The organism is Mesorhizobium marinum, assembly GCF_040813675.1.
In the GTDB taxonomy this organism is placed as follows: Bacteria; Pseudomonadota; Alphaproteobacteria; order Rhizobiales; family Rhizobiaceae; genus Mesorhizobium_K; species Mesorhizobium_K marinum.
Genome location: NZ_JBFOCI010000004.1, coordinates 252,495 through 274,665 on the forward strand (window position 1 = coordinate 252,495; position 22,171 = coordinate 274,665).

A 22,171-nucleotide genomic window follows, 5' to 3' on the forward strand; every position below is an offset into this window, starting at 1 on the left:
TCAGAAGCGCCAGCGGTCGCCCTGCTCCGGCATGATGTAGCGGACGCCGAGCGTATTGCCCGCCTCCAGTTCGCCGAGAATCACCTGTGTCGGCGGAAGCCCGGCCTTCAGCGAATATTTGACATGGCTGACCACCACCGGCAGGCCGTTCAGCGAACCGGGGCCGGCCATGGCCTCCAGTTCTTCCAGCGACCGCCGCAGCCAGGCCGGCGTCAGGTGGCCGAACAGGAACTTGTCGGGCTGCGCGTTGGCGTATGACACCTCGATGATGATCGCCTTCAGGCGCTTCTGCCTAACCCGGTCTGCGACTGCCGCCCAGACGTCACGCATCGCGCTCGACTTCTCGACCTCGTCGGGGCCGGTGTCGCCGAAGCACAGGATCGCGTCTTCGCCGCGTTCGACGAGGAACGCCGTGGATTCGACGCCGGCGTGCGAGAGCGGCCAGGCCGTCACCTGCATGGCCGTCCCGTCGAGCGGACGCGCCTCGCCGGGGACGAGGTCGGTCAGCCGATACTTCCTGAGCTGAGGGGGCTCGCCCTCGAAGGCGAAGTTGGGCCATGCCTCCCAGTTGAAATAGTTGCGCTGCAGGCGCTCGGTCACCGAAGGCAGGCCGTAGACAGGCTTTTCGGAATCGTCGGGCGAGGCCGCCACCAGGCCGGCGACATGGTCCATATGCGCATGGCTGACGAGATAGCCCCGGATGCGGTCGGTCAACACGTAGCCGACCCGCGTGTAGGGCGAATCGGCCGGTACCGCGACGCCGTCCAGCGCGCCCCTGGCGTCGGCCGCGACGAGGCCGCCGACAAGCGACCCCGCATCACAGGTGACGGCGCGGTCGTCACCCGCCGGCGAGATCATGAAGGCGCTGAGATTGCCGTCCTGGATGCCGCCGCGCGCGCCAAGGACGACAATGTCGAATCCCTCGCCAGCATGCGCCGGCGAGGCCACGGCCGACAGCAGGGCTGTCGCCGCGAGAAGTCGCGTCAGCGGTTTCATGTCGGCTTCCTCCCAAGCGCGCCGGATGGCCGAACCGGGTGACGTCAGGCGCGGTTGGGCAGCACCCGGTCGGGCGGACGGTGGCCGTCCTGGTAGGCGCGGATATTGATGATCACCTTCTCGCCCATGTCGATGCGGCCTTCGATGGTCGCCGAGCCCATGTGCGGCAGCAGCACCACCTTGCCCTTTGCGGCGAGCTTGAGGAGCTTCGGGTTGATCGCCGGCTCATGCTCGAACACGTCGAGCCCGGCGCCGGCGATCTTGCCGTTCTGGATCAGCTGGATCAGCGCATCCTCATCGATGAGGTCGCCGCGCGCGGTGTTGACGATGTAGGCGGACGGCTGCAGCAGGGCGAGCCGCCGCCCGGACAGCAGGTGGAAGGTGGCCGGCGTCGAGGGACAGTTCACCGAGATGATGTCCATGCGCGCCAGCATCTGGTCGAGGCTTTCCCAGTAGGTCGCCTCCAGCTCGTCCTCGAGCGAGGCCATCACGCGCTTGCGGTTGTGGTAGTGGATCGACAGGCCGAACGCCTTGGCGCGGCGCGCCACCGCGGTGCCGATGCGGCCCATGCCGACGATGCCCAGCCGCTTGCCCCAGATGCGGCGGCCGAGCATCCAGGTCGGCGACCAGCCGGCCCATTTGCCGTTGTCGGCAAGCACCTTGGCGCCCTCGATCAGGCGGCGCGGAACGGTGAGGATCAGCCCCATCGTCATGTCGGCGGTGTCTTCCGTCAGCACGTTGGGCGTGTTGGTGACGGCGATTCCCTTGCGGCTCGCGGCCGCCACGTCGATGTGGTCGACGCCGTTGCCGAAATTGGCGATCAGCTTGAGGTTGGCGCCGGCGCCGGCGATCAGCTCCTCGTCGATCCGGTCGGTGATGGTCGGGACCAGCACCTCGGCCTCCTGCATGGCGGCTGCCAGTTCGTCGCGGCTCATCGGCTGGTCGTCGACATTCAGCCTGGCGTCGAACAGTTCGCGCATCCTGGTCTCGACGGGATCGGGCAGCTTGCGGGTGATGACGACGAGAGGCTTCTTTCTGCCGACCATGCTTTCCTCGGATTCGGAGCCGTTGATCCTGGCCCCGCTTCAGACCTCTTTAACCAAGAGGGGCGAAACTGGAAACAGGCTCCGGCGCGGCTGCCTGTGTAACAAGCGCCCGGGCCTAAGACAAAGAAAAAGGGTCGCCCTGCCCGGTGCCTGCCGCGGGGCGCGCAATTGCATAGGATCCAAGGTGCCCCGATTGTCGCTGCTCGGCGTGAACGCCATGTTCCTCGCAGGCCTGGCCCTCATCCCGCTGGTCGCCCCGCCGGCAGCCGCCGCGCCGGCGGAGCAGCAGGAAGCGTCGCCCGACGCGAGGCGCGGACCGAGCGGCCTGCCGCTGCCGCGCTTCGTCAGCCTGAAGTCCGGCCGCGTGAACTCGCGCATCGGACCCGGCGTCAACTACGCGGTCGATTGGCTCTACCTGAAGCCGGGCCTGCCGATGGAGATCATCCAGGAGTATGACAACTGGCGCCGCGTGCGCGACGCCGACGGCTCCGAGGGGTGGATCAACCAGTCGCTGCTTTCCGGCCGCCGCACCGCCATCGCCGCGCCCTGGCAGAAGGGTAAGGACGCCAGGATCGACCTCTTCGACCGCCCCGAGGCGAGCGGACGCGTCGTGGCGATCGTCGAGCCCGGCGCGATCGGCAACATCCGCAGTTGCGACGGCCAGTGGTGCGAGATGTCGTTTGCCGGCCGCAACGGCTGGATCATGCAGTCGCAGGTCTGGGGCGCCTATCCGGGCGAACTCGTGAAGGATTGATCGCGCGGCATGAGCAGCCGGCGCCGGACACCGCTCAGCCGCGCCTTGGGCGCAGCCTCACCACGATGTCGACATTGGCGATTTCCATGCCGTCCGGCGGTTCCGGCAGGTTGACGACCCGCACCGGCCCGGACGCGATGTCGAACACCCTGTTCTCGCCCTCGATGAAGAAATGGTGGTGGTCGGACGTGTTGGTGTCGAAGTAGGTCTTCGACCCTTCGACGGCCAGGATGCGCAGCAGCCCGGCCTCGGTGAACTGGTGAAGCGCATTATAGACGGTCGCCAGCGACACCGGAACGCCGGCGTTCAGCGCTTCCTCGTGCAGTTCCTCGGCCGAGAGATGGCGGTCGCCCTTGGCGAACAGCAGATGCGCAAGCGCGACGCGCTGGCGCGTCGGCCTCAGGCCGGCGTCGCGCACGCGCTTGTCTATCGCCGTCACATCGTCGCGGATCTTGTGATCCATCCGGTTCCAGATTCGGTTTTTCACGGCCCCGGAGGCCGCGAATTCGTTGGTTTCCTGCCCCCGAGATATATTCGGTCAGCCGAAACGGATCAATAGCGGCGCTTTGACCCGCCGGAATGCCCCGGATTGACCCCGGCGATGGGCCGCGATAATCGCTGACTTCGCTTTCCGCCTGCCAATGGCTGTGTTAGCTACGCAACAATAACGAGGGGCGACGCCATGTCGCCTGGAGGAACGAGAAGGCGTTTTGATGGCGGTATCGAAGTCCAGCTACAGCTATGAGGAGTTGCTGGCCTGCGCCCGCGGCGAGCTCTTCGGTCCGGGCAATGCGCAGCTGCCCTATCCGCCGATGCTGATGTTCGACCGCATCACGGAGATCAGCGAGACCGGAGGCACCTACGACAAGGGCTTCATCCGCGCCGAATTCGACATCAAGCCCGACCTCTGGTTCTTCGACTGCCACTTCATCGGCAATCCCATCATGCCCGGCTGCCTGGGGCTGGACGCCATGTGGCAGCTGACGGGTTTCTTCCTCGGATGGCTCGGCGAACCTGGCAAGGGCATGGCCCTGTCGACGGGCGAGGTGAAGTTCAAGGGAATGGTCACGCCGTCGGTCAAGAAGGTCGAATACGGCGTGGACTTCAAGCGCGTCATGCGCGGGCGTCTCGTGCTCGGCATCGCCGACGGCTGGCTGAAGGCCGACGGCGAGCCCATATACGCGGCAACCGACCTCAAGGTCGGCCTGTCCAAGCAGTCCGCCGCCTGACCGGCGGACGCAGCGATCTTGATCAGGAGCGCATCATGAGACGTGTCGTCGTGACGGGCCTGGGGATTGTCTCCTCGATCGGCAGCAACGCGGAGGAGGTCTCCGCCTCCCTCCACGACGCCAAATCCGGCATAAGTTTTTCCGACTCCTTTGCCGAACACGGGTTCCGCTGCCAGGTCTGGGGGGCGCCGACGCTCGACCCGACCCCGCTGATCGACCGGCGCGCGCTGCGCTTCCTGTCGAAGGGCGGCCAGTGGAACCATGTCGCCATGGACCAGGCGATCAAGGATGCCGGGCTCGACGAATCCGACGTCTCCAACGAGCGCACCGGCATCATCATGGGTTCCGGCGGTCCCTCCACGCGCACGATCGTCGAGGCCTTCGAAACCACGCTGAAGAACAACAGCCCGAAGCGCATCGGTCCGTTCGCGGTGCCCAAGGCGATGTCATCGACGGCCTCGGCGACGCTCGCCACCTGGTTCAAGATCCACGGCGTCAACTACTCGATCTCGTCGGCCTGCTCGACGTCGGCGCACTGCATCGGCAATGCCTACGAACTCATCCAGTGGGGCAAGCAGGACATGGTGTTCGCCGGCGGCCACGAGGATCTCGACTGGACCATGTCGAACCTGTTCGACGCGATGGGGGCGATGGCGTCGAAGTTCAACGATTCGCCGTCAACCGCGAGCCGCGCCTACGACGCCGATCGCGACGGCTTCGTGATCGCCGGCGGCGCCGCGGTCCTGGTGCTCGAGGAACTCGAGCACGCCAAGGCGCGCGGCGCCAAGATCTACGCCGAGGTCGTCGGCTACGGTGCGACGTCGGACGGCTACGACATGGTCGCCCCGTCCGGCGAGGGCGCGGTGCGCTGCATGCGCCAGGCGCTTGCCAGCGTGTCGCAGCCGGTCGACTACATCAACACGCACGGCACCTCGACGCCGGTCGGCGATTCCCGCGAGATGGCGGCGATCCGCGAGGTGTTCGCCGATAAGATGCCGAACATCACCTCGACCAAGTCGCTGACGGGCCACTCGCTCGGCGCCGCCGGCGCGCAGGAATCGATCTACTCGATCCTGATGATGCAGGGCGGATTCATCGGCGAGAGCGCCCATATCGAGAACCTCGATCCCGAGTTCGAGGGCATGCCGATCGTGCGCAAGCGCATCGACAACGCAAAGATCGACACCGTCCTGTCGAACTCCTTCGGCTTCGGCGGGACCAACGCAACGCTGGTCTTCCAGCGCTACGCCGCGTAGGGAGCGGGCCGATGGGTCAGCTGATGCAGGGCAAGCGCGGCCTCGTGATGGGCGTCGCGAACGATCACTCGATCGGCTGGGGCATTGCGCAGAAGCTCTCCGCGGAGGGCGCGACCCTGGCCTTCACCTACCAGGGCGAGGCGTTCGGCCGGCGCGTCAAGCCGCTCGCCGAAAAGCTCGGCGCGCCGTTCCTGCTGCCCTGCGACGTCGAGGACAGCGCGTCGATCGACGCCGTCTTCGAGGCGCTCGGCAACGAATGGGGCGGCATCGACTTCCTCGTCCACGCCATCGGCTTCTCCGACAAGAACGAGCTCAAGGGGCTCTACGCCGACACCAGCCGCGAGAACTTCATCCGCACCATGGTGATCTCCTGCTATTCCTTCACCGAATGCGCGCGCAAGGCGGCACCGCTGATGACCGGCGGCGGGGCCATGATCACGCTGACCTACGCCGGCTCGGTCCGGATCATGCCGAACTACAATGTGATGGGCGTCGCCAAGGCGGGCCTGGAGGCGAGCGTACGCTACCTCGCCAGCGACTACGGCCCGAAGAACATCCGCGTGAACGCCATCTCGGCAGGCCCGATCCGCACGCTGGCGGGCGCGGGCATCGCCGATTCCAGGCAGATGCTCTCCTACCAGCAGCGCAATTCGCCGCTGCGCCGCACCGTCACCATCGACGAGGTCGGCGGCTCGGCGCTCTATCTGCTGTCCGACCTGTCCTCAGGCGTCACCGGCGAGATCCACTACGTCGATTCGGGCTACCACATCGTCTCGATGCCGGTGCTGGAGGAACTGCGCCGCATCGAGGAAGGCCGCGACCATTAGCGGCCGGCCACCAGGCGGCGGTCGCGATTGAATTTTTCGCCTGCCGGCGACAGTATGGTCCAAACGCCTCCGGAGCGCGGTGCCCCATGTCCGAGATCGCCTCGATCGCCGCCGCCATCTTCAAGCGCGCCGGCAAGTCACCTCGCTTCCTGGTCGCCATCGCCGGGCCTCCGGGCTCGGGCAAGTCGACGCTCGCCGAGAGGCTGCACGAGGTGCTGCCGGAACAATCCTCCGTGGTCGTTCCCATGGACGGCTTTCATTTCGATGATGTCGTGCTGAACAGCAGGGGCCTGCGCCAGCGCAAGGGTGCGCCCGAGACGTTCGACCAGGCCGGTTTCGCCGCCCTGCTGAGGCGCATCAAGGCGCGCGAGCCCGACGTCGCCATCCCGATCTTCGACCGCTCGATGGAACTGTCGCGCGCCGGGGCGGCCATCGTCGGCTCCGACGTCAAGTTCGTTCTCGTCGAAGGCAACTACCTGCTGCTCGACGAGGAACCGTGGTCGCGGCTCGGCGATCTGTTCGACTTCACCATCTTCCTGGACGCAACACGCGGCGAACTGGAGCGCAGGCTGATGCAGCGCTGGCGCGGGCACGGCAAGTCCGACGAGGAGGCGCGCGCCTGGATCGCGTCCAACGACATGCCCAACATCGAGCGGGTTCTTGCGCGCCGCCGCGAGGCTGACCTCGTGCTCAGCCAGTAGCCCGTGCCGGGCCAGGCGGAACAAAGTTCGCGCCCAGCCGTTGATTTTGCCTGCGGCGCGCGCCGCACTGGATTTGTCTAGCGCAGAACGCTATCGGGCCGAATGGCCGGAAGGAACGGGTAATGGCTACCAGGACGAAGAAGGCATCTTCCACAACCGCAAAGACGGCAAAGCCGTCTGCGGCCAAGGCCGCGACGACCTCGACCACACGCTCGAAGGACGCCAAGAAGACGTTTGGCAAGGCGGCACCCAAGACCGTGAAGCCGGCTGCGAAACCCTCGACGGCGACGCCGACGAAGAAGGCCGCCGAGACCTCGTCGATCGCCGCGCGCGCGATGAGGAAGGTCGCGACGGGCGCAACCGGCGCAATGGCGGGCGCCGTGGCCATGGCGGCCGCGGTGGTCGGCAAGAGCGCCAAGGCCGCCAAGCCGGCCAAGTCCGGCAGCAAGTAGGCCGGGCGGCAACTGGCGCCCGCGCGGGCGCCAGTTCCTCAGGAGCGGGCGGGGATGGCAAGCCCTCTTTGCACCGCCGGCCTCTCCAGCACGCGCTTTAGCCAGGCATCGACATTGGGAAACCCGTCGTAGCCGACGACTTCGCCCGCGCCGTAGAAGCCGATCAGATTCCGCACCCAGCCGGCATGCGCGATGTCGGCGATCGTGTACTCGTCGTCCATGAACCACTTGCGGCCGGCCAGGCGGGTTTCCATCACGCCGAGCAGGCGCCTGGACTCCTCCACGTAGCGCGTCAGCGGACGCTTGTCGGCGATTTCGCGGCCGGCGAATTTGTAGAAGAAGCCGAGTTGCCCGAACATCGGCCCGATGCTCGCCATCTGGAAGAAGAGCCACTGGATCGTCTCGTAGCGACGCGCCGGATCGGCAGGGATCAGCCGGCCGGTCTTCTCCGCCAGATAGAGCAGGATCGCTCCGGATTCGAACAGGCCGATCGGCTTGCCGCCCGGTCCGTCGGGATCGATCAGCGCCGGAATCTTGCCGTTCGGATTGAGCGAGAGGAAGTCCGGCGTCCAGCTCTCGTTCTTCATGATGTCCACGTAGTGCGGCTCGTAGGCGAGCTCCAGTTCCTCCAGAGCGATCGACACCTTCACGCCGTTCGGCGTTGCGACCGAATAGAGCTGGATGCGGTCGGGATGCCGCGGCTTCCAGCGCAGGGCGATCGGAAATGCGGAAAGGTCGGTCATGGGAGGCTCCGGGAGGGCTGGAAGAGATGGTGGAGGATGTCGCGCCCCGCAGGTAGGATTCCGGCGCGCGGCCATCAATGGCGCCGGCGGCGAACGCCGCGAGCGCCGGGGCGGCCGTTTCGGTCAGACTGCCTTGAACGCCACCACCGCGTTGGTGCCGCCGAAGGCAAAACCGTTGCTGATCGCGGCGCGCACCTTACGCTCGCGGGCCACGTTCGGCGTCACGTCGAGGTCGCAGTCGGGATCCGGCTCGCGGTAGTTGGCGGTCGGAGGAACCAGGCCCTCGCGGATCGCCATGATGCAGGCGATCATCTCGATGGCGCCGGAAGCGCCGAGGCAGTGCGCGTGCATCGACTTGGTCGATGACACCGAAAGCTTGGCCGCATGCGCCCCGAACACCTGCTTGATCGCCACGGTCTCGATCTGGTCGTTGGCCTTGGTGCCGGTGCCGTGGGCGTTGACGTAGTCGACGTCCTCGGGATTGAGCCCGGAGTCGGCAAGGCATGCGCGCATGGCCGCGGCTGGGCCTTCTATGGTCGGCGCGACGATGTCGGAAGCGTCTGCAGACATGCCGACGCCCGCCAGTTCGGCGAGGATCGTGGCGCCCCGCGCCTTGGCATGTTCATAGGTCTCGAGAACCGCCATTCCCGCACCCTCGCCCATCACGACGCCCTGGCGGTCGGCCGAGAAGGGCCGGCAGGTGTCGGGCGAAACGATCCGCAGCGCTTCCCAGCCCTTGAGGACGCCCCAGGACAACGGCGCCTCGGTGCCGCCGGCAAGCATCATGTCGGCGCGCCCGAGCAGAAGCTGATCCATGGCGCTGGCGAAGGCGTGGTTCGACGACGAGCAGGCCGACGTCACGCCGAAGGTCGGCCCGCGCAGGCCGAGATTCATGCTGACCTGGCCGGCTGCCGCGGAAGGCATGGTCTTCGGGACGGTGAAGATTTCCGCGCGCGGCTTGTTCTCGACAAGCAGCTTGCGGTAGTTCTCGTCGGTCGTTTCCGCGCCGAACACGCCGACGCCGACGACGGCGCCGACCCTCAGCGTGTTGTTCTCGTCCACCACGATGCCCGACTGGGCGAGCGCCTCGCGCGCGGCGATCACGGCGAACAGGCTGAACCGGTCCATCGTCACGGTCCGCCTGCGCTCGATGCCGTGATCCGGCAGCTGCCTGATCTGGCAGCCGGTCCTGATCTTCAGATCCTTCAGAACCTCGCCGTCGAGCGGGCCGATCGCCGAACGGCCCTCACGCATCGCCTGCCAGACGGACGCCGCATCGGGGCCGAGCCCGCAGAGCCCGCCGATGCCGGTGACGACGATGCGCTTGCGCATACTGCCTAGGCTTTTTTCGCGATCAGGGCGCGAACCGCCTCGACCATGTCCTGGACGGTCTTGAGGTTGCTCCACGCCTCGACCGTGTTCATCTCGATCTCGATGTCATAGGCTTCCTCGAGGTCGAAGATGATCTCGGTCAGTTCGAGCGAATGAATGCCCAGCGACGTCAGTTCCGTGTCCGGGCCGATCTCGCCGATCTCCGGATCGGCATGCGCCTTGACCTTGGAAATGATGTCTTCTGCGAGCTGATCAGCCATTGCGCCCTTCCAGAATGATGCGTCACCCCAACGCCTGCCCATCCTACATGGGCGTCGATCGTCTGCGACCCTTTGGATGCGGCCTCCGCGCATCCAGGGTGCCCCGCCGACGGGGACACCAGCACTCTATAGAAAGCCGGGCGTCGGGAAGCAACAATGGAGTTTCCTCGACAAAACGCCGTGCGTGTCGGACGATGCCGGCAAAGGACCGATCGCATGCCGATGACCGCCAGCGAATCCGCCGCGCTTTCGACCCAGCGGGTCGACGCCCGCGCCCGCCTGTCCGCGCGGCAGGGTCCCGGCCGCACCCGGATCGAGCGGCTGTTCCAGGAGGGGGCGGCGAAGATCCGGATGCCGCGCTCGCAGGGCGATCCGCTGGAGGCTATCCTGATCAACACCGCCGGCGGCCTGACCGGCGGCGACCGAATCGCCTGGGAGATTGAGGCGCAGGCCCATTCGGCGGTCGCCGTGACGACACAGGCCTGCGAAAAGGTCTATCGCACGCGCTCCGGCGCAGCCCGCGTCGACGTCAGGCTGGCTGCGGGCGCCGGCGCGAGCATCGCCTGGCTGCCGCAGGAAACCATCGTCTACGACAGTTCCTCGCTCGAACGGCGGCTGGAGGCCGATCTGGCGGCGGGGTCGCGGGGGCTGATCGTCGAGGCGGTCCTGTTCGGCCGCCTCGCCATGGGCGAAACCGTCACGACGGCGCATTTCCACGATCGCTGGAGGATCAGGCACGGCGGCCGGCTGGTCCATGCCGAGGATTTCAGGATCGGCCCCGACATCGCCGCGACACTGGCTCGCCCTGCCGCGACGGGCGGCGCGACCGCCCTCGCCACCGTGCTTCTGGTGGCGCAGGACGCCGAGACATTCCTGCCCGAGGCGCGGCGCATCATCGGCGACGCCGGCGGCGCCAGCGCCTGGGCGGTCGGCGGAACTGGCAAGCTTCTTGCGAGGATAGTCGCCGGGGACGGCTATGCCCTGCGCAAGCGGCTGGCGCCCCTGGTGGGGCTGCTCAACGGGCAGGCAGGCCTGCCCAAGGTTTGGTCACTCTAGGAGCGCGCATGAACCTGACGCCGCGGGAAAAGGACAAGCTGCTGGTCGCAATGGCGGCGATGGTCGCCCGCAGGCGGCTCGAGCGCGGCGTCAAGCTGAACCATCCCGAGGCGATAGCGCTGATCACCGATTTCGTCGTCGAGGGCGCGCGCGACGGCCGCTCGGTCGCCGACCTGATGGAGGCAGGCGCACATGTCGTCAGCCGCTCGCAGGTGATGGAAGGCATCGCCGAGATGATCCACGACGTGCAGGTCGAGGCGACCTTTCCCGACGGAACCAAGCTCGTCACCGTGCACGAACCCATACGCTAGGAGTTGATATGCCGATGATCAGACGTTTGGCCGCAACTGCCGCATTGCTTGCAGCGTCCGCCGCGCCTGCCATGGCGCACCTCGACCCGGCCGAGCACGGCTCGTTCCTCGCAGGCGTTTCGCACCCGCTGTTCGGAGCCGACCACGTCCTCGCCATGGTGGCGGTCGGCCTCTGGGCCGCGCTGCTCTCGCGGGCCGCCGGCGGCCGCGCGCTGTGGCTCGTGCCTGGCGCCTTCGTCGCCGCAATGGCACTCGGTTTTGCGGCTGCGATCGCCGGGATGGCGCTGCCGACGGTCGAACCGATCATTCTCGCCTCCGTTGTGATCGTTGGCCTGCTGGCCGCCGCCGCGCTCGACATGCCCGCCGGGCCGGCGATGGCGCTGGTCGGCTCCTTCGCAATTTTCCACGGCCATGCGCATGGCGGCGAACTCGGCGGCGCCGGCGCGCTTGCCTTCGGCGCCGGCTTCGCCGTTGCCACTACTGCGCTTCACGCCGCGGGGATCGCGCTGGCGCTTGGGACCGCAAGGTTCTTCAACGAGGATGTAGGCTCCGCCGCCACCCGCCTGGCCGGCGGCGCGACTGCCCTTGGCGGCCTCTGGCTCGCCTTCGGAGCCTAGGAGGCCCCCATGATCCCGGGCGAAGTCATCACCGCAGCCGGCGAGATCGAACTCAACAGCGGCGCGCCAAGTGTCACGCTCAAGGTCGCCAACAGCGGCGACCGGCCGATCCAGGTCGGCAGCCACTACCACTTCTTCGAAACGAACGAAGGCCTCGTCTTCGACCGCGACAAGGCGCGCGGCATGCGCCTCGACATCGCCGCCGGCACGGCGGTCCGCTTCGAGCCGGGCCAGGAGCGCGACGTGACACTGGTGCCGCTGTCGGGCAGCCGAACGGTGTACGGCTTCCAGCAGAAGATCATGGGGAAGCTCTAGGCGATGCGCGAGGGGGCGACGCCCGCAACGGCCGGAGACCTATCCGGCAGGCTTGGCCGCCGCGTAGATCACCACGCCGTTGGCGTCGTCGAATTGAATTCGACGGCCAGCACGTCCCGGGGCAGGATCTGGCGCGAGTCGATCGCGTGGAACAGCATCGCGTTGCCCTCGATCTCATTGCGCAGTTCGGCGATCTCCGGCTCGTGCTCCTTGACCTTGACCTCGATCTCGGGCGGCGGCCCGCCCTCGGTTCGGGCGGCGTCCGACAGGAAGACGATGTCGACCTTGGCGACGTTGGAAGTCTTGCGCACGATCGCGACGTTCTCGGCCGTCTTGGCGATCGCCGCGATCACCCGCGCCGCGTCGACCGAGGCGCTGGCTTCTTCCTCCTGCACCTCGGTTCCGATGATCGGATCCACGGCATGCGGCTCTACGGCTTCCTGGGCGATCGCCGCGCCTGCCGGAAGCACCAGGGCCACCGCAAGAGCGGCCGCCGTCAGCGTTCGTCTTGTCGCCATGCCTGCAGCCATCCTCCGGTTGTCCGACGCCCCATCACGATGCATCCGAAATGTGGCAACGATGTCACGAGGCCGCGGGTTCCCCGGCGCGTGACCTCCTGCCGACAGGGAGCCCGATAGATGCCTGCAAGAATCGCGCGCGCCGCCTATGCCCAGATGTTCGGCCCGACGGTGGGCGACAAGGTTCGGCTGGCCGACACGGAGCTCTTCGTCGAGGTCGAAAAGGACTTCACCGTCTATGGCGAGGAGGTGAAGTTCGGTGGCGGCAAGGTCATCCGCGACGGCATGGGCCAGAGCCAGGCGACCCGCGCGGAAGGCGCCGTCGACACGGTCATCACCAACGCGCTGGTGGTCGACTGGACCGGCATCTACAAGGCCGATATCGGCCTGAAGGACGGGCGCATCCACGCCATCGGCAAGGCCGGCAACCCCGACACGCAGGCCGGCGTGTCGATCGTCATCGGCCCGTCGACCGAAGCGATCGCCGGCGAGGGGCGTATCCTGACCGCCGGCGGCATGGACGCCCACATCCATTTCATCTGCCCGCAGCAGATAGACGAGGCGCTGATGTCGGGCATCACCACGATGCTCGGCGGCGGCACCGGCCCGGCGCACGGTACGCTTGCCACCACCTGCACCGGGGCGTGGCACATCGAGCGCATGATCGAAAGCTTCGACGCCTTCCCGATGAACCTCGCTCTGGCCGGCAAGGGCAACGCCTCGCTGCCGGCGCCGCTGGAGGAGATGATCCTCGCCGGCGCGTCCTCGCTGAAACTGCACGAGGACTGGGGCACGACGCCCGCAGCGATCGACAACTGCCTGACGGTGGCCGACGCGAACGACGTCCAGGTGATGATCCACACCGACACGCTGAACGAATCCGGATTCGTCGAGAACACGGTCGCGGCCATCGGCGGCCGCACCATCCACGCCTTCCATACCGAGGGCGCGGGCGGCGGCCACGCGCCCGACATCATCAAGGTCTGCGGCCTGCCCAACGTCATCCCCTCCTCGACCAATCCGACGCGCCCCTACACCGTCAACACGCTGGCCGAGCATCTCGACATGCTGATGGTCTGCCACCACCTGTCGCCGTCGATTCCCGAGGACATCGCCTTTGCCGAAAGCCGGATCCGCAAGGAGACCATCGCCGCAGAGGACATCCTGCACGACATGGGCGCGTTCTCCATCATCTCGTCGGACAGCCAGGCGATGGGGCGCGTCGGCGAGGTGGCGATCCGGACATGGCAGACCGCCGACAAGATGAAGCGGCAGCGCGGGCGCCTGCCCGAGGAGAGCGGTGACAACGACAACTTCCGGGTGCGCCGCTACATTGCCAAATACACGATCAATCCAGCCATCGCGCACGGGCTCTCCCACGAAATCGGTTCCGTGGAAGTCGGCAAGCGGGCCGACCTGGTGCTGTGGAACCCCGCGTTCTTCGGCGTGAAGCCGGAAATGGTGCTGCTGGGCGGCTCGATCGCGGCCGCACCGATGGGCGATCCCAATGCATCGATACCGACGCCGCAGCCTATGCATTTTCGCCCGATGTTCGCGGCCTTCGGCAAGCTGCGGACAAGTTCGTCGGTGACGTTCGTCAGCCAGGCGTCGCTCGACGCCAGCCTCGCCCGACGGCTGGGCGTCGCCAAGGCGCTGGTGGCGGTGAAGAACACGCGCGGCGGCATCGGCAAGGCCGCGATGAAGCTGAACACCGCGACGCCTGACGTCGAGGTCGATCCGGAGACCTACGAAGTGCGCGCCGACGGCGTCTTGCTGACCTGCCAGCCGGCGACCGTGCTGCCGATGGCGCAGCGTTACTTCCTGTTCTGAGAACCGGTCCCGGCAAACCAGGCTCGCAGCCGCGTCAGGCCTGCCTGACGATCGTGCCGATCGCGTTGACGAGAAGGCGCGCCACAGTCGTTGCCGACAGGCCGTCGATGTCGGCTGGAGGATACAGTTCGACGATGTCGAACCCCTCGATCCTCGCCCTTCTGCCTGTGCCCGAGATCAGATCGATCGCCTGCGTGTAGGTAAGCCCGCCCGGCGTGCGCGCGGCAACGCCCGGCATGATCCCGGGATCAAGGCCGTCGCAGTCGAGCGTAACCACGACCCGCGCACCCTCGGGAATATGGCGAAGGGCGGCTTCGACGCCATGGGCATGCACCTCGCGAGCGGTGACGAAACGGCTGCCATAGCGCCGGGCCGCTTCGACTTCAGCGAGGCGTGCGCTGCCGACGCTGCGCAGGCCGACCTGTACGATACCGGCGACATGCGGCATCTCGCTCGCCCTGCGCATCGGGCTCGAATAGCCGTGGCGTTCGCCATGCAGTTCGTCGCGCCAGTCGATGTGGGCGTCTATCTGCAGGACCCAGACGGGGCCGTGGCCGGCAAAGCCGGCGAGGAAGGGAACGGGTACGGAATCGTCACCCCCGAGCAGGATCGGCACGGCCCCCGATGCCAGGATATCGCGCGTCTTCGCCTCGATCCGTGCCCGGTTGCCGACATTGTCATGCATGATGGTCGGGATGTTGCCGATATCGATGCATGAGATCGGCTTTCCGTCGAACAGCGGACCGTCGAGATCGAAGTCCCAGTGCTCGACGAGCGCCGCGTCGTCCTGGCTCGCGGCGCGGATGGAGTCAGCAGCCATGGCGTAGGAGCTGCTGTCCCTGCCAGGATATGTGCTGCCGTGGCCGGCGCCGAAGATCACGGCACGGGGTTTCCGGCCATCCCCGAAGTTTTCTGGCAGGCCGAGAAAGCTAGGTGATGCGGTCATCGCCGACGGCCATCGTGACGAGCGTCCCCTCGAGCATGTCGAGACAACGGCTCCCCGCCCTGCGCGGGCGGAGAGCCGGTTCGATCACTTGTCCTGGACGAAGGTCTGCTTCTGCGTGCCCAGACCCTCGATGCCGAGTTCGACGACATCGCCGTTCTTCAGGAACTTCGGCGGCTTCATGCCGAGGCCTACGCCGGGCGGCGTGCCGGTCGAGATGATGTCGCCGGGCAGCAGCGACATGAACTGGCTGAGGTAGGAGACGAGGTAGGCCGCGCCGTAGACCATCGTGTTGGTCGAGCCGTTCTGGCGCTTCTTGCCGTTGACGGTCAGCCACATCTTGAGGTTCTGCGGGTCCTTCACCTCATCCTTGGTGACCAGCCACGGGCCGGTCGGGCCGAAGGTGTCGCAGCTCTTGCCCTTGGTCCACTGGCCCTGGCGCTCGGCCTGGAATTCGCGCTCGGAGACGTCGTTGATCACGCAGTAGCCGGCGACATAGTTGAGCGCATCGGCCTCGGTGACATATTTCGCCGTCTTGCCGATGACGATGCCGAGCTCGACTTCCCAGTCGGTCTTCTTGGAGCCGCGCGGGATGAGAACGTCGTCGTCGGGACCGACGATCGACGAGGTCGCCTTCATGAAGATGACGGGTTCGGACGGCACGGCCATGCCGGATTCGGCTGCGTGGTCGGCGTAGTTGAGGCCGATGCAGATGAACTTGCCGGTGCCTGTCACGCAGGGGCCGAGGCGCGGCTTGCCCTTAGCCAGCGGCAGCGAGCTCGGGTCGATCTTGGCGAGCTTCTTCAGCGAAGCCGGCGAGATCGCGGCGCCGCCGATGTCGGCGACATGTTCGGACAGATCGCGGATCTTGCCATCCGCATCGAGCAGGCCCGGACGCTCTTTGCCCGGCTTTCCATAACGCAGCAGTTTCAAGGAAATTCCCTCCTACGGCGCACCCGCAAACAACCGTTTGCGCGACGCATGAACGACATCCGGCGGAGGGGCGTGTCGGTGTTTCCGACGAGCTGTCACCAGCCGCCAAGGTTTAACCGTACCGACGGGTACGGCAGCGCATCTTATTTGCAGGTGTCGGCGTCGCCGACAAGGGGGAATCAGCCGACGAAGGCGCGTTCGACGACGAAATCGGCCGGTTGGCTGAGCGAGCCTTCCCTGAAGCCGAGGCCTTCGACCAGTTCCTTGACGTCCTTCAGCATGTGCATCGAGCCGCAGATCATCACCCGGTCGGTCTCGGGGGACAGCGGCGCAATGCCGAGATCCTGATGGAACCGGCCCGTCTCGATGAGGCGCGTGATGCGGCCCATGCGCGGCGTGATCTCACGCGTCGTGGTCGAATAGAGGGTGACGCGCCCGGCCGTCAGTTCGCCGATCAGCGGATCTGCCTCCAGGTTCTCGAACAGTTCGACGCCGTAGGCGAGTTCGGCGTGGTCGCGGCAGGTGTGGGTGACGATGATCTCGTCGAACTTTTCGTAGGTGTCGGGGTCGCGCACGAGGCTGGCGAAGGGCGCGATGCCGGTACCGGTCGAGATCATGAACAGCCGCTTGGCGGGCGTCAGCGCATCGACCACCAGCGTTCCCGTCGCCTTCTGGCGCAGCAGAACGGTGTCGCCAGGCTGGATTCGCTGCAGGTGCTGGGTCAGCGGGCCGTCCGGCACCTTGATCGAGAAGAACTCGAGTTCGTCGTCCCAGGCGGGGCTGGCGATGGAATAGGCGCGGAACACCGGCTTCTCGGCGTTGGGCAGGCCGATCATCACGAATTCGCCGGAGCGGAAACGGAAGGACTGCGGCCGTGTCACCCGGAAGGAAAACAGCCGGTCGGTGTAGTGACGCACCGAGACGACCCGTTCCGCATGGACGTTCGCGGGAATGAGGAAGTCAGAGCGCGCGACGCTTTCGCCCGCGACGTCGTCCTTCAGCACTGCGGAGACCTGCTGCATTCCTCGTCCTTTCGACGCACTCGACCGTCCACGCACCCGGACCCGTCGGCGTCCGGCACGTTGGCAGGCGGCTGAAAATGGCAATGCCTTGTCTGGGAAATTAATTAGTATACAAATGAATATCAGGTCAAGATAACCGCGCGAAACAGGCTTCCAACTTGATGGCCATCCTTAGCCTCGACGTTTCGGATTTCGTGCATGGTTGAGAATTTTCAGGCCAGCCGCCCGCAACAGGCCAACCGCGGCGTGGTCGCCGGCATCGACGTCGGCGGCACCTTCACCGACCTCATCCTGATCGACGGGCGCCAGGGCGGCGTGCGCATCGCCAAGGTGCCGACGACGCTCGGCAACCAGGCATTCGGCGTCGTCAGCGCGCTCGGCACGGCCGGTGTCGAGGCATCGGGCGTCGACCTGATCGTCCACGGCACCACGACGACGACAAACGCCGTGCTGGAACGCAGGCTTGCCCGCACCGGCATGATCACGACCCGGGGCTTCCGCGACATCATCGAGCTCGGCCGGCGCACGCGGCCGCAGGCCTACGGCATGACGGGTACGTTCGTGCCGGTCATCCCGCGCGATCTCCGACTCGAGGTCGATGAACGCATCGAGGCGTCCGGCGCTGTGCGCACGCCGCTCGACGAGGACGGCGTCCGAACCGCCGTGGAACGGCTCCTCGCCGCGGGCTGCGAGGCGCTGGTCATCCATTTCCTGCATTCCTACGCCAATCCCAACCACGAGCGGCGCGCCGCCGAGATCGCAGCCGGCATCTGGCCCAACCGCTACATCACCGCCGGACACTCCCTGCTGTCGGAGGCGCGCGAATTCGAACGCGGCGTGACCGCCTCGGTCAACGCATCGGTGCAGCCGATCCTCGAGCGCTACGTCGAGAGGCTGCGCGCCGAACTGGAGCGGCTGGGCTACGCCCGCGACTTCCTGATCATGAACGGCAATGGCGGCATGATCTCGGCGCGCTTCGTCGCGCGCGACGCCGCCAAGACGGTCATGTCCGGCCCGGCCTCCGGCGTCATCGCCGCCGCCTATACAGGCCGGCGCGCCGGCTACAGGAACCTCGTGACCTACGACATGGGCGGCACGTCGACCGACGTCGCGCTGATCCTCGACGCCGAGCCCGCGGTCTCCAACGAAACCGAGATCGAGTATGCGATGCCGATCCACGTGCCGATGGTCGCCGTGCACACGGTCGGCGCCGGCGGCGGCTCGATCGCGCGCGTCGACGCCTCGGGGCTGATCCAGGTCGGACCCGAGAGCGCTGGCGCGTCTCCCGGCCCGGTCTGCTACGGGCGCGGCGGGACAGAGCCGACCATCACCGACGCCAACCTGCTGCTCGGCCGGCTCGACCCGAAGCGGCTTCTCGCCGTCGATGCGCCGGTGACGATCGACCAGGTCAGCCGCGTGTTCGAAGACAGCATCGGCCGCGCCGCAGGGCTCGACGCGACCGCCGCGGCAGGCGCCGTCCTCAAGCTCGGCAACCTCAAGATGGCCGGCGCCATCCGCATGGTTTCGGTGGCGCGCGGCCACGACCCCCGCGATTTCGCGCTGTTCGCCTTCGGCGGCGCGGGACCGCTGCACGCATCGGCGCTGGCGCGCGAACTCGGGCTGCCTACGGTGCTCGTGCCGGCTCGGCCGGGCATAACCAACGCGCTCGGCTGCGTCGTCGCCGACCTGCGCCACGATTTCGTCAACACGATCAACCAGCCGGTTCCATTGATCGACGAGGCGCTGGTCCGTGCAACCCTGGACCGCCACAGGCAGGAGGGGGAGGCGCTGATCGCCAAGGAGGCGATCGAGCCGGAAACGATCCGCACCGTCCATTCCGCCGACATGCAGTTCGTCGGGCAGACGCATATCCTCAACGTCCCGCTGCCTTCGGCCGACGTCTCGCGCGCCATGCTGCAGGAGTTGTTCGAGAAGGCCTATTTCGCGCGCTTCAGGGTCGAGCTTCCGGAAATCCGGGCCAACCTCGTCAACCTCAACACGTCGGTCATCGGCGTGCGTGCGGCGGTCGACCTCAGCCAGCTCATCAACCCGGCCGGGCGCGCCGAGACGCTCGACGACGCTAGGCGCGAGACGCGCCCGGTCTGGTTCGACGGCGCGTGGCTCGATACGCCGGTCTATCTGCGCGAGAAGCTGCCCCTCGATGCGGTCGTGCGCGGCCCGGCGATCCTCGAACAACTCGACTGCACGACGGTCCTCGAACCCGGTGACGTCGCGCGCGGCGACGCCGACGGCAACATCCTGATCGAGGTGGGAACGACATGAGCCTCGACGCCATCACACTTTCCGTGATCCAGGCCGCGCTGCAGCAGACCTGCGACGAGATGGACCTGGCCTTCAGCCGGGCCGCCTTCTCGCCCGTCATCGCCGAGGCGAACGACCGTTCCGACGGCATCTATTCAGCGCTCGACGGCTCGCTGATCGCGCAGGGCAACCAGGGCCTGCCCGTGTTCGTCGGCGTCATGCAGTACTCGACGCGGACGATCATCGAGATGATCGCGGAGGGGCGCTGCCTGCCGCCTGAAGAAGGCGATATCTACATCGTCAACGACCCCTATCTCGGCGGCACGCATTTGATGGACGTGCGCTTCGCCATGCCGGTCTGGCGCGGCGGCAAGATCTTCTGCTGGCTCTCGAACACCGGGCACTGGCCGGACATCGGCGGCGCCGTGCCCGGCGGCTTTTCCGCATCGGCGACGGCGGTCGAGCAGGAAGGCCTCAGGCTGCCGCCGGTCAAGCTGTTCAAGCGCGGAAAGCTCGATCCCGAGATCTACGCGATCATCACCTCCAACATCCGCGTGGCCGACCAGCGCATCGGCGATATCCGAGCCCAGGCCGCCGCGCTCCGGGTCGGCCAGGACCGGCTGTTCGCGATCCTCGACCGCTACGGCGACGACACTGTGGCGGCGGCGATCGCCGAGCTGCGGTCGCGGGCCGCCGAGCAGATGCGCGCCTGCATCTCGGCCATTCCCGACGGCGTCTACCGCTCCAAGGCGTTCGTCGATTCCGACGGCGTCGTCGACGAGCCGCTGACCATCGCGCTGGCGGTCGAGAAGAAGGACGACCAGCTCGTCTTCGACTTCGCGGGATCGTCAAAACCCTGCGCCGGGCCGATGAACAGCGTGCTCGCCACCACGATGTCGTCCGTCTATCTGGCGATACGCCACATCTTCCCTGACGTGCCGATGAGTGCCGGCGCCTTCGAGCCGCTGACCGTGATACGCCCGGAGGGCACCTTCCTCGACGCGAAATATCCCAGGCCGGTGTCCGGCTGCGCTGCCGAGGTATCGCAGCGCATCGCCGAGGCGGTGTTCGCCGCGATGGTGCAGGCCGTGCCGGGCCGCGTCACCGCGGCGCCCGCAGGATCGAGCGGAAATTTCGCGCTCGGCGGCCACGATCCGCAGCGCGGCCGCGACTTCGTAATGTACCAGATTTCAGGCGGCGGCTATGGCGGCAATGGCCGCGAGGACGGTCTTTCCAACGGCTGCTCGACGATCGGCATCTCGAAATCGCCGCCGGTCGAGATCATGGAGCAGGCCTATCCGGTGATCTACCGCCACTACAAGCTGCGCGAGGGCTCCGGCGGCGCCGGGCAACACCGCGGCGGCTTCGGCCTCGCCTATGAGGTCGAACTGCTGCGCGGAGAGGCGCGCGCCTCCTTCGTCATGGACCATGGCCGCGTCGGGCCGCAGGGCGTCCTCGGCGGCGCCGACGGCGCGGTCAACACCGTCACGGTGTTCCGCGACGGCGCCACGCACGTGCCGAAACACCTGTCCAAGGAACAGGACATCCCGCTGAAGGCAGGCGACCGCGTGCGCGTCGAAACCCCGGGCGGCGGCGGCTACGGCGACCCGCGCGAACGCGATCCGGCACTGGTGAAACGCGACGTCGCGATGGGCTATTATACCGCCGAGGAGGCCGAGCGGCTGTTCGGCGGATCAGCCGGCTGAGGCGGGTTCCAACTCCCAAAGCTCTGGATAGACCCGCACGAAACCGCTTTCGTCGAGCACCAGCATGGCCTCGTACCCGGATGTCGGCGACTGGTACCAGTAATGCGTCTCGTCGCGCCGTTCATAGATCTGCGGCAGGTCGACCAGCGCATCCTTGCCGATGTCGAACCATGCGACCGAGAAGCCTGCGCGCTCGCCGACCGCCAGCCCGGCCCGCTTCAACTGCTGGAAATTCGTCGCCGGGGTGAATCCGAAATCGAGGTCTACCAGTTCCGACAGTCCCTGCCACTTGCCGTCGAGCATCCAGCCATCGGTCGTGCGCTCCATCTGATGGAAGAAGCGCCGCCCGCCGGCGATGCCCCTGACGCTGCCGCGCCGCGCCTGCCAGGCATCGTCGATCTCGACCGTGTAGTTGACGGCGGCCGGCCCCTGTTCACCGAGGAACGTCGCCATTCCGGTCAGGAGCCAGCCGCTGAGCGCGGGAGCGATCAGGGCGGTGTCGTGACCGGGCGTGTGGAGGTTCTGCCAAAGGGCGGTTCGCGAAAGGGTCATGCGGTCGGGCCATCCAGTTCGACAATCGACGGACCTAAACGCGCGGGACGCTCAAGCGATCCGCGAGAGCAGCTTCAAGAGCGTCGCCGTCTCCCTGGCGGACAGCGGCTGCAAGGTCTCGGCGGTGATCTCCTCGGCCAGCGGCACCAGCCTCGCGACCGTGTCGCGCCCTTCGGGCGTCAGGCTGACCATCAGGCGGCGGCGGTCGACATCGTGCTTCGACAGTTGCACCAGCCCGCGCGCCTTCAGCCGGTCGATGACGCCCTTCACGGTGGCCGCGTCCATGGCGACGAGGCTGCCGAGTTGGTTCTGCGACGTCTCGCCGACGTCGGCGAGCTTCGCCAGCGCGGCGAACTGCGGGGGCGTCAGGTCGGAGATCTTCGCCGCGAAGATCGCGACGTGGCGCTGATGCGCCTTGCGCAGCACGAAGCCTACCTGTTCCTGCAGGCGGTAGGGGTCGTCCGGCTCGGCGTCGACCAGCTTGAGCAGGTTGCTCTCGCCGGTCATGGT

At 67.0% G+C, this 22,171-nt stretch carries 25 protein-coding genes; 13 read left to right on the forward strand and 12 right to left on the reverse strand.

Features of this window, described 5'->3' with window-relative positions; genetic code table 11:
* Together ABUE31_RS14960 and ABUE31_RS14965 are read right to left on the reverse strand one after the other, a co-directional pair.
* Window positions 1–996 carry an MBL fold metallo-hydrolase gene (locus ABUE31_RS14960; RefSeq protein WP_367724456.1) on the reverse strand — a complete coding sequence of 332 codons (996 nt, stop codon included), beginning with the start codon at window positions 994–996 and terminating at the stop codon, window positions 1–3.
* Between the two features lie 44 nt (window positions 997–1,040).
* Entirely contained in the window at window positions 1,041–2,042 is a 1,002-nt protein-coding gene (locus tag ABUE31_RS14965) for a 2-hydroxyacid dehydrogenase (protein ID WP_367724457.1), read from the reverse strand.
* Window positions 2,043–2,259: 217 nt separating this feature from the next.
* Between ABUE31_RS14965 and ABUE31_RS14970 the strand changes: the two genes are divergently transcribed.
* Window positions 2,260–2,796, forward strand: coding sequence for an SH3 domain-containing protein (locus ABUE31_RS14970; protein ID WP_367724633.1), 537 nt, complete (start codon window positions 2,260–2,262; stop codon window positions 2,794–2,796).
* Between the two features lie 34 nt (window positions 2,797–2,830).
* On the opposite strand, the gene irrA is transcribed toward ABUE31_RS14970, so the two are convergent.
* On the reverse strand, window positions 2,831–3,259 hold the full coding sequence (irrA, locus tag ABUE31_RS14975) for an iron response transcriptional regulator IrrA (protein ID WP_367724458.1): 429 nt from the start codon (window positions 3,257–3,259) through the stop codon (window positions 2,831–2,833).
* A 250-nt stretch (window positions 3,260–3,509) separates the two neighbouring features.
* Between irrA and fabA the strand changes: the two genes are divergently transcribed.
* From fabA to ABUE31_RS15000, 5 genes are all read left to right on the forward strand, one after another.
* The gene (fabA, locus tag ABUE31_RS14980; protein ID WP_367724459.1) at window positions 3,510–4,025 is read left to right on the forward strand and encodes a 3-hydroxyacyl-[acyl-carrier-protein] dehydratase FabA; all 516 of its coding nucleotides are present in this window, start codon (window positions 3,510–3,512) and stop codon (window positions 4,023–4,025) included.
* Between the two features lie 35 nt (window positions 4,026–4,060).
* On the forward strand, window positions 4,061–5,281 hold the full coding sequence (fabB, locus tag ABUE31_RS14985; RefSeq protein WP_367724460.1) for a beta-ketoacyl-ACP synthase I: 1,221 nt from the start codon (window positions 4,061–4,063) through the stop codon (window positions 5,279–5,281).
* A gap of 11 nt (window positions 5,282–5,292) precedes the next feature.
* Window positions 5,293–6,108 (forward strand): enoyl-ACP reductase FabI, encoded by an 816-nt coding sequence (fabI, locus tag ABUE31_RS14990; protein ID WP_367724461.1) that lies wholly within the window; start codon window positions 5,293–5,295, stop codon window positions 6,106–6,108.
* A gap of 86 nt (window positions 6,109–6,194) precedes the next feature.
* Complete coding sequence (locus ABUE31_RS14995) at window positions 6,195–6,809, forward strand: nucleoside triphosphate hydrolase (protein WP_367724462.1); 615 nt, start codon at window positions 6,195–6,197, stop codon at window positions 6,807–6,809.
* Between the two features lie 122 nt (window positions 6,810–6,931).
* Window positions 6,932–7,261 carry a hypothetical protein gene (locus ABUE31_RS15000; protein ID WP_367724463.1) on the forward strand — a complete coding sequence of 110 codons (330 nt, stop codon included), beginning with the start codon at window positions 6,932–6,934 and terminating at the stop codon, window positions 7,259–7,261.
* A gap of 38 nt (window positions 7,262–7,299) precedes the next feature.
* Here the strand turns inward: ABUE31_RS15000 and ABUE31_RS15005 are convergent, their stop codons facing one another.
* The 3 genes from ABUE31_RS15005 to ABUE31_RS15015 all read right to left on the reverse strand — a co-directional run bounded on the left by ABUE31_RS15005 (window position 7,300) and on the right by ABUE31_RS15015 (window position 9,596).
* The gene (locus ABUE31_RS15005; RefSeq protein ID WP_367724465.1) at window positions 7,300–8,004 is read right to left on the reverse strand and encodes a glutathione binding-like protein; all 705 of its coding nucleotides are present in this window, start codon (window positions 8,002–8,004) and stop codon (window positions 7,300–7,302) included.
* Between the two features lie 123 nt (window positions 8,005–8,127).
* Entirely contained in the window at window positions 8,128–9,336 is a 1,209-nt protein-coding gene (locus ABUE31_RS15010) for a beta-ketoacyl-[acyl-carrier-protein] synthase family protein (protein ID WP_367724466.1), read from the reverse strand.
* Between the two features lie 5 nt (window positions 9,337–9,341).
* A complete protein-coding gene (locus ABUE31_RS15015; protein ID WP_367724467.1) occupies window positions 9,342–9,596 on the reverse strand; it encodes an acyl carrier protein in 255 nt (84 codons plus the stop codon).
* A 216-nt stretch (window positions 9,597–9,812) separates the two neighbouring features.
* Between ABUE31_RS15015 and ABUE31_RS15020 the strand changes: the two genes are divergently transcribed.
* Genes ABUE31_RS15020 through ABUE31_RS15035 form a run of 4 tightly spaced genes read left to right on the forward strand, consistent with a single transcriptional unit; the run spans window position 9,813 to window position 11,895 of the window.
* Window positions 9,813–10,652 (forward strand): urease accessory protein UreD, encoded by an 840-nt coding sequence (locus tag ABUE31_RS15020; protein ID WP_367724468.1) that lies wholly within the window; start codon window positions 9,813–9,815, stop codon window positions 10,650–10,652.
* A gap of 8 nt (window positions 10,653–10,660) precedes the next feature.
* A complete protein-coding gene (locus ABUE31_RS15025) occupies window positions 10,661–10,963 on the forward strand; it encodes an urease subunit gamma (protein WP_367724469.1) in 303 nt (100 codons plus the stop codon).
* 14 nt (window positions 10,964–10,977) lie between these two features.
* Window positions 10,978–11,580, forward strand: a complete 603-nt coding sequence (locus tag ABUE31_RS15030; RefSeq protein ID WP_367724470.1) for a HupE/UreJ family protein — start codon at window positions 10,978–10,980, stop codon at window positions 11,578–11,580.
* A gap of 9 nt (window positions 11,581–11,589) precedes the next feature.
* A complete protein-coding gene (locus tag ABUE31_RS15035; protein WP_367724471.1) occupies window positions 11,590–11,895 on the forward strand; it encodes an urease subunit beta in 306 nt (101 codons plus the stop codon).
* Between the two features lie 68 nt (window positions 11,896–11,963).
* On the opposite strand, the gene ABUE31_RS15040 is transcribed toward ABUE31_RS15035, so the two are convergent.
* Window positions 11,964–12,413 carry a hypothetical protein gene (locus ABUE31_RS15040; protein ID WP_367724472.1) on the reverse strand — a complete coding sequence of 150 codons (450 nt, stop codon included), beginning with the start codon at window positions 12,411–12,413 and terminating at the stop codon, window positions 11,964–11,966.
* 120 nt (window positions 12,414–12,533) lie between these two features.
* On the opposite strand from ABUE31_RS15040, the gene ureC reads away from it, so the two are divergent.
* Window positions 12,534–14,243, forward strand: coding sequence for an urease subunit alpha (ureC, locus tag ABUE31_RS15045; RefSeq protein ID WP_367724473.1), 1,710 nt, complete (start codon window positions 12,534–12,536; stop codon window positions 14,241–14,243).
* 34 nt (window positions 14,244–14,277) lie between these two features.
* Here ureC and ABUE31_RS15050 read toward each other — a convergent pair whose 3' ends face one another.
* The 3 genes from ABUE31_RS15050 to ABUE31_RS15060 all read right to left on the reverse strand — a co-directional run bounded on the left by ABUE31_RS15050 (window position 14,278) and on the right by ABUE31_RS15060 (window position 17,141).
* A complete protein-coding gene (locus ABUE31_RS15050) occupies window positions 14,278–15,189 on the reverse strand; it encodes an agmatinase (protein ID WP_367724474.1) in 912 nt (303 codons plus the stop codon).
* Window positions 15,190–15,273: 84 nt separating this feature from the next.
* The gene (locus tag ABUE31_RS15055) at window positions 15,274–16,119 is read right to left on the reverse strand and encodes a fumarylacetoacetate hydrolase family protein (protein WP_367724475.1); all 846 of its coding nucleotides are present in this window, start codon (window positions 16,117–16,119) and stop codon (window positions 15,274–15,276) included.
* 179 nt (window positions 16,120–16,298) lie between these two features.
* Complete coding sequence (locus ABUE31_RS15060) at window positions 16,299–17,141, reverse strand: ferredoxin--NADP reductase (protein WP_367724476.1); 843 nt, start codon at window positions 17,139–17,141, stop codon at window positions 16,299–16,301.
* A gap of 198 nt (window positions 17,142–17,339) precedes the next feature.
* Between ABUE31_RS15060 and ABUE31_RS15065 the strand changes: the two genes are divergently transcribed.
* Together ABUE31_RS15065 and ABUE31_RS15070 are read left to right on the forward strand one after the other, a co-directional pair.
* Entirely contained in the window at window positions 17,340–19,424 is a 2,085-nt protein-coding gene (locus ABUE31_RS15065; protein ID WP_367724477.1) for a hydantoinase/oxoprolinase family protein, read from the forward strand.
* Window positions 19,421–21,109 carry a hydantoinase B/oxoprolinase family protein gene (locus ABUE31_RS15070; protein WP_367724478.1) on the forward strand — a complete coding sequence of 563 codons (1,689 nt, stop codon included), beginning with the start codon at window positions 19,421–19,423 and terminating at the stop codon, window positions 21,107–21,109. Before ABUE31_RS15065 ends, ABUE31_RS15070 begins: the two co-directional genes overlap by 4 nt.
* Here ABUE31_RS15070 and ABUE31_RS15075 read toward each other — a convergent pair.
* Both ABUE31_RS15075 and ABUE31_RS15080 read right to left on the reverse strand, forming a co-directional pair.
* Window positions 21,098–21,661, reverse strand: a complete 564-nt coding sequence (locus ABUE31_RS15075; protein ID WP_367724479.1) for a putative glycolipid-binding domain-containing protein — start codon at window positions 21,659–21,661, stop codon at window positions 21,098–21,100. The genes ABUE31_RS15070 and ABUE31_RS15075 overlap by 12 nt on opposite strands.
* 51 nt (window positions 21,662–21,712) lie before the next feature.
* Entirely contained in the window at window positions 21,713–22,168 is a 456-nt protein-coding gene (locus ABUE31_RS15080) for a MarR family winged helix-turn-helix transcriptional regulator (protein ID WP_367724480.1), read from the reverse strand.
* Window positions 22,169–22,171: the final 3 nt, after the last annotated feature.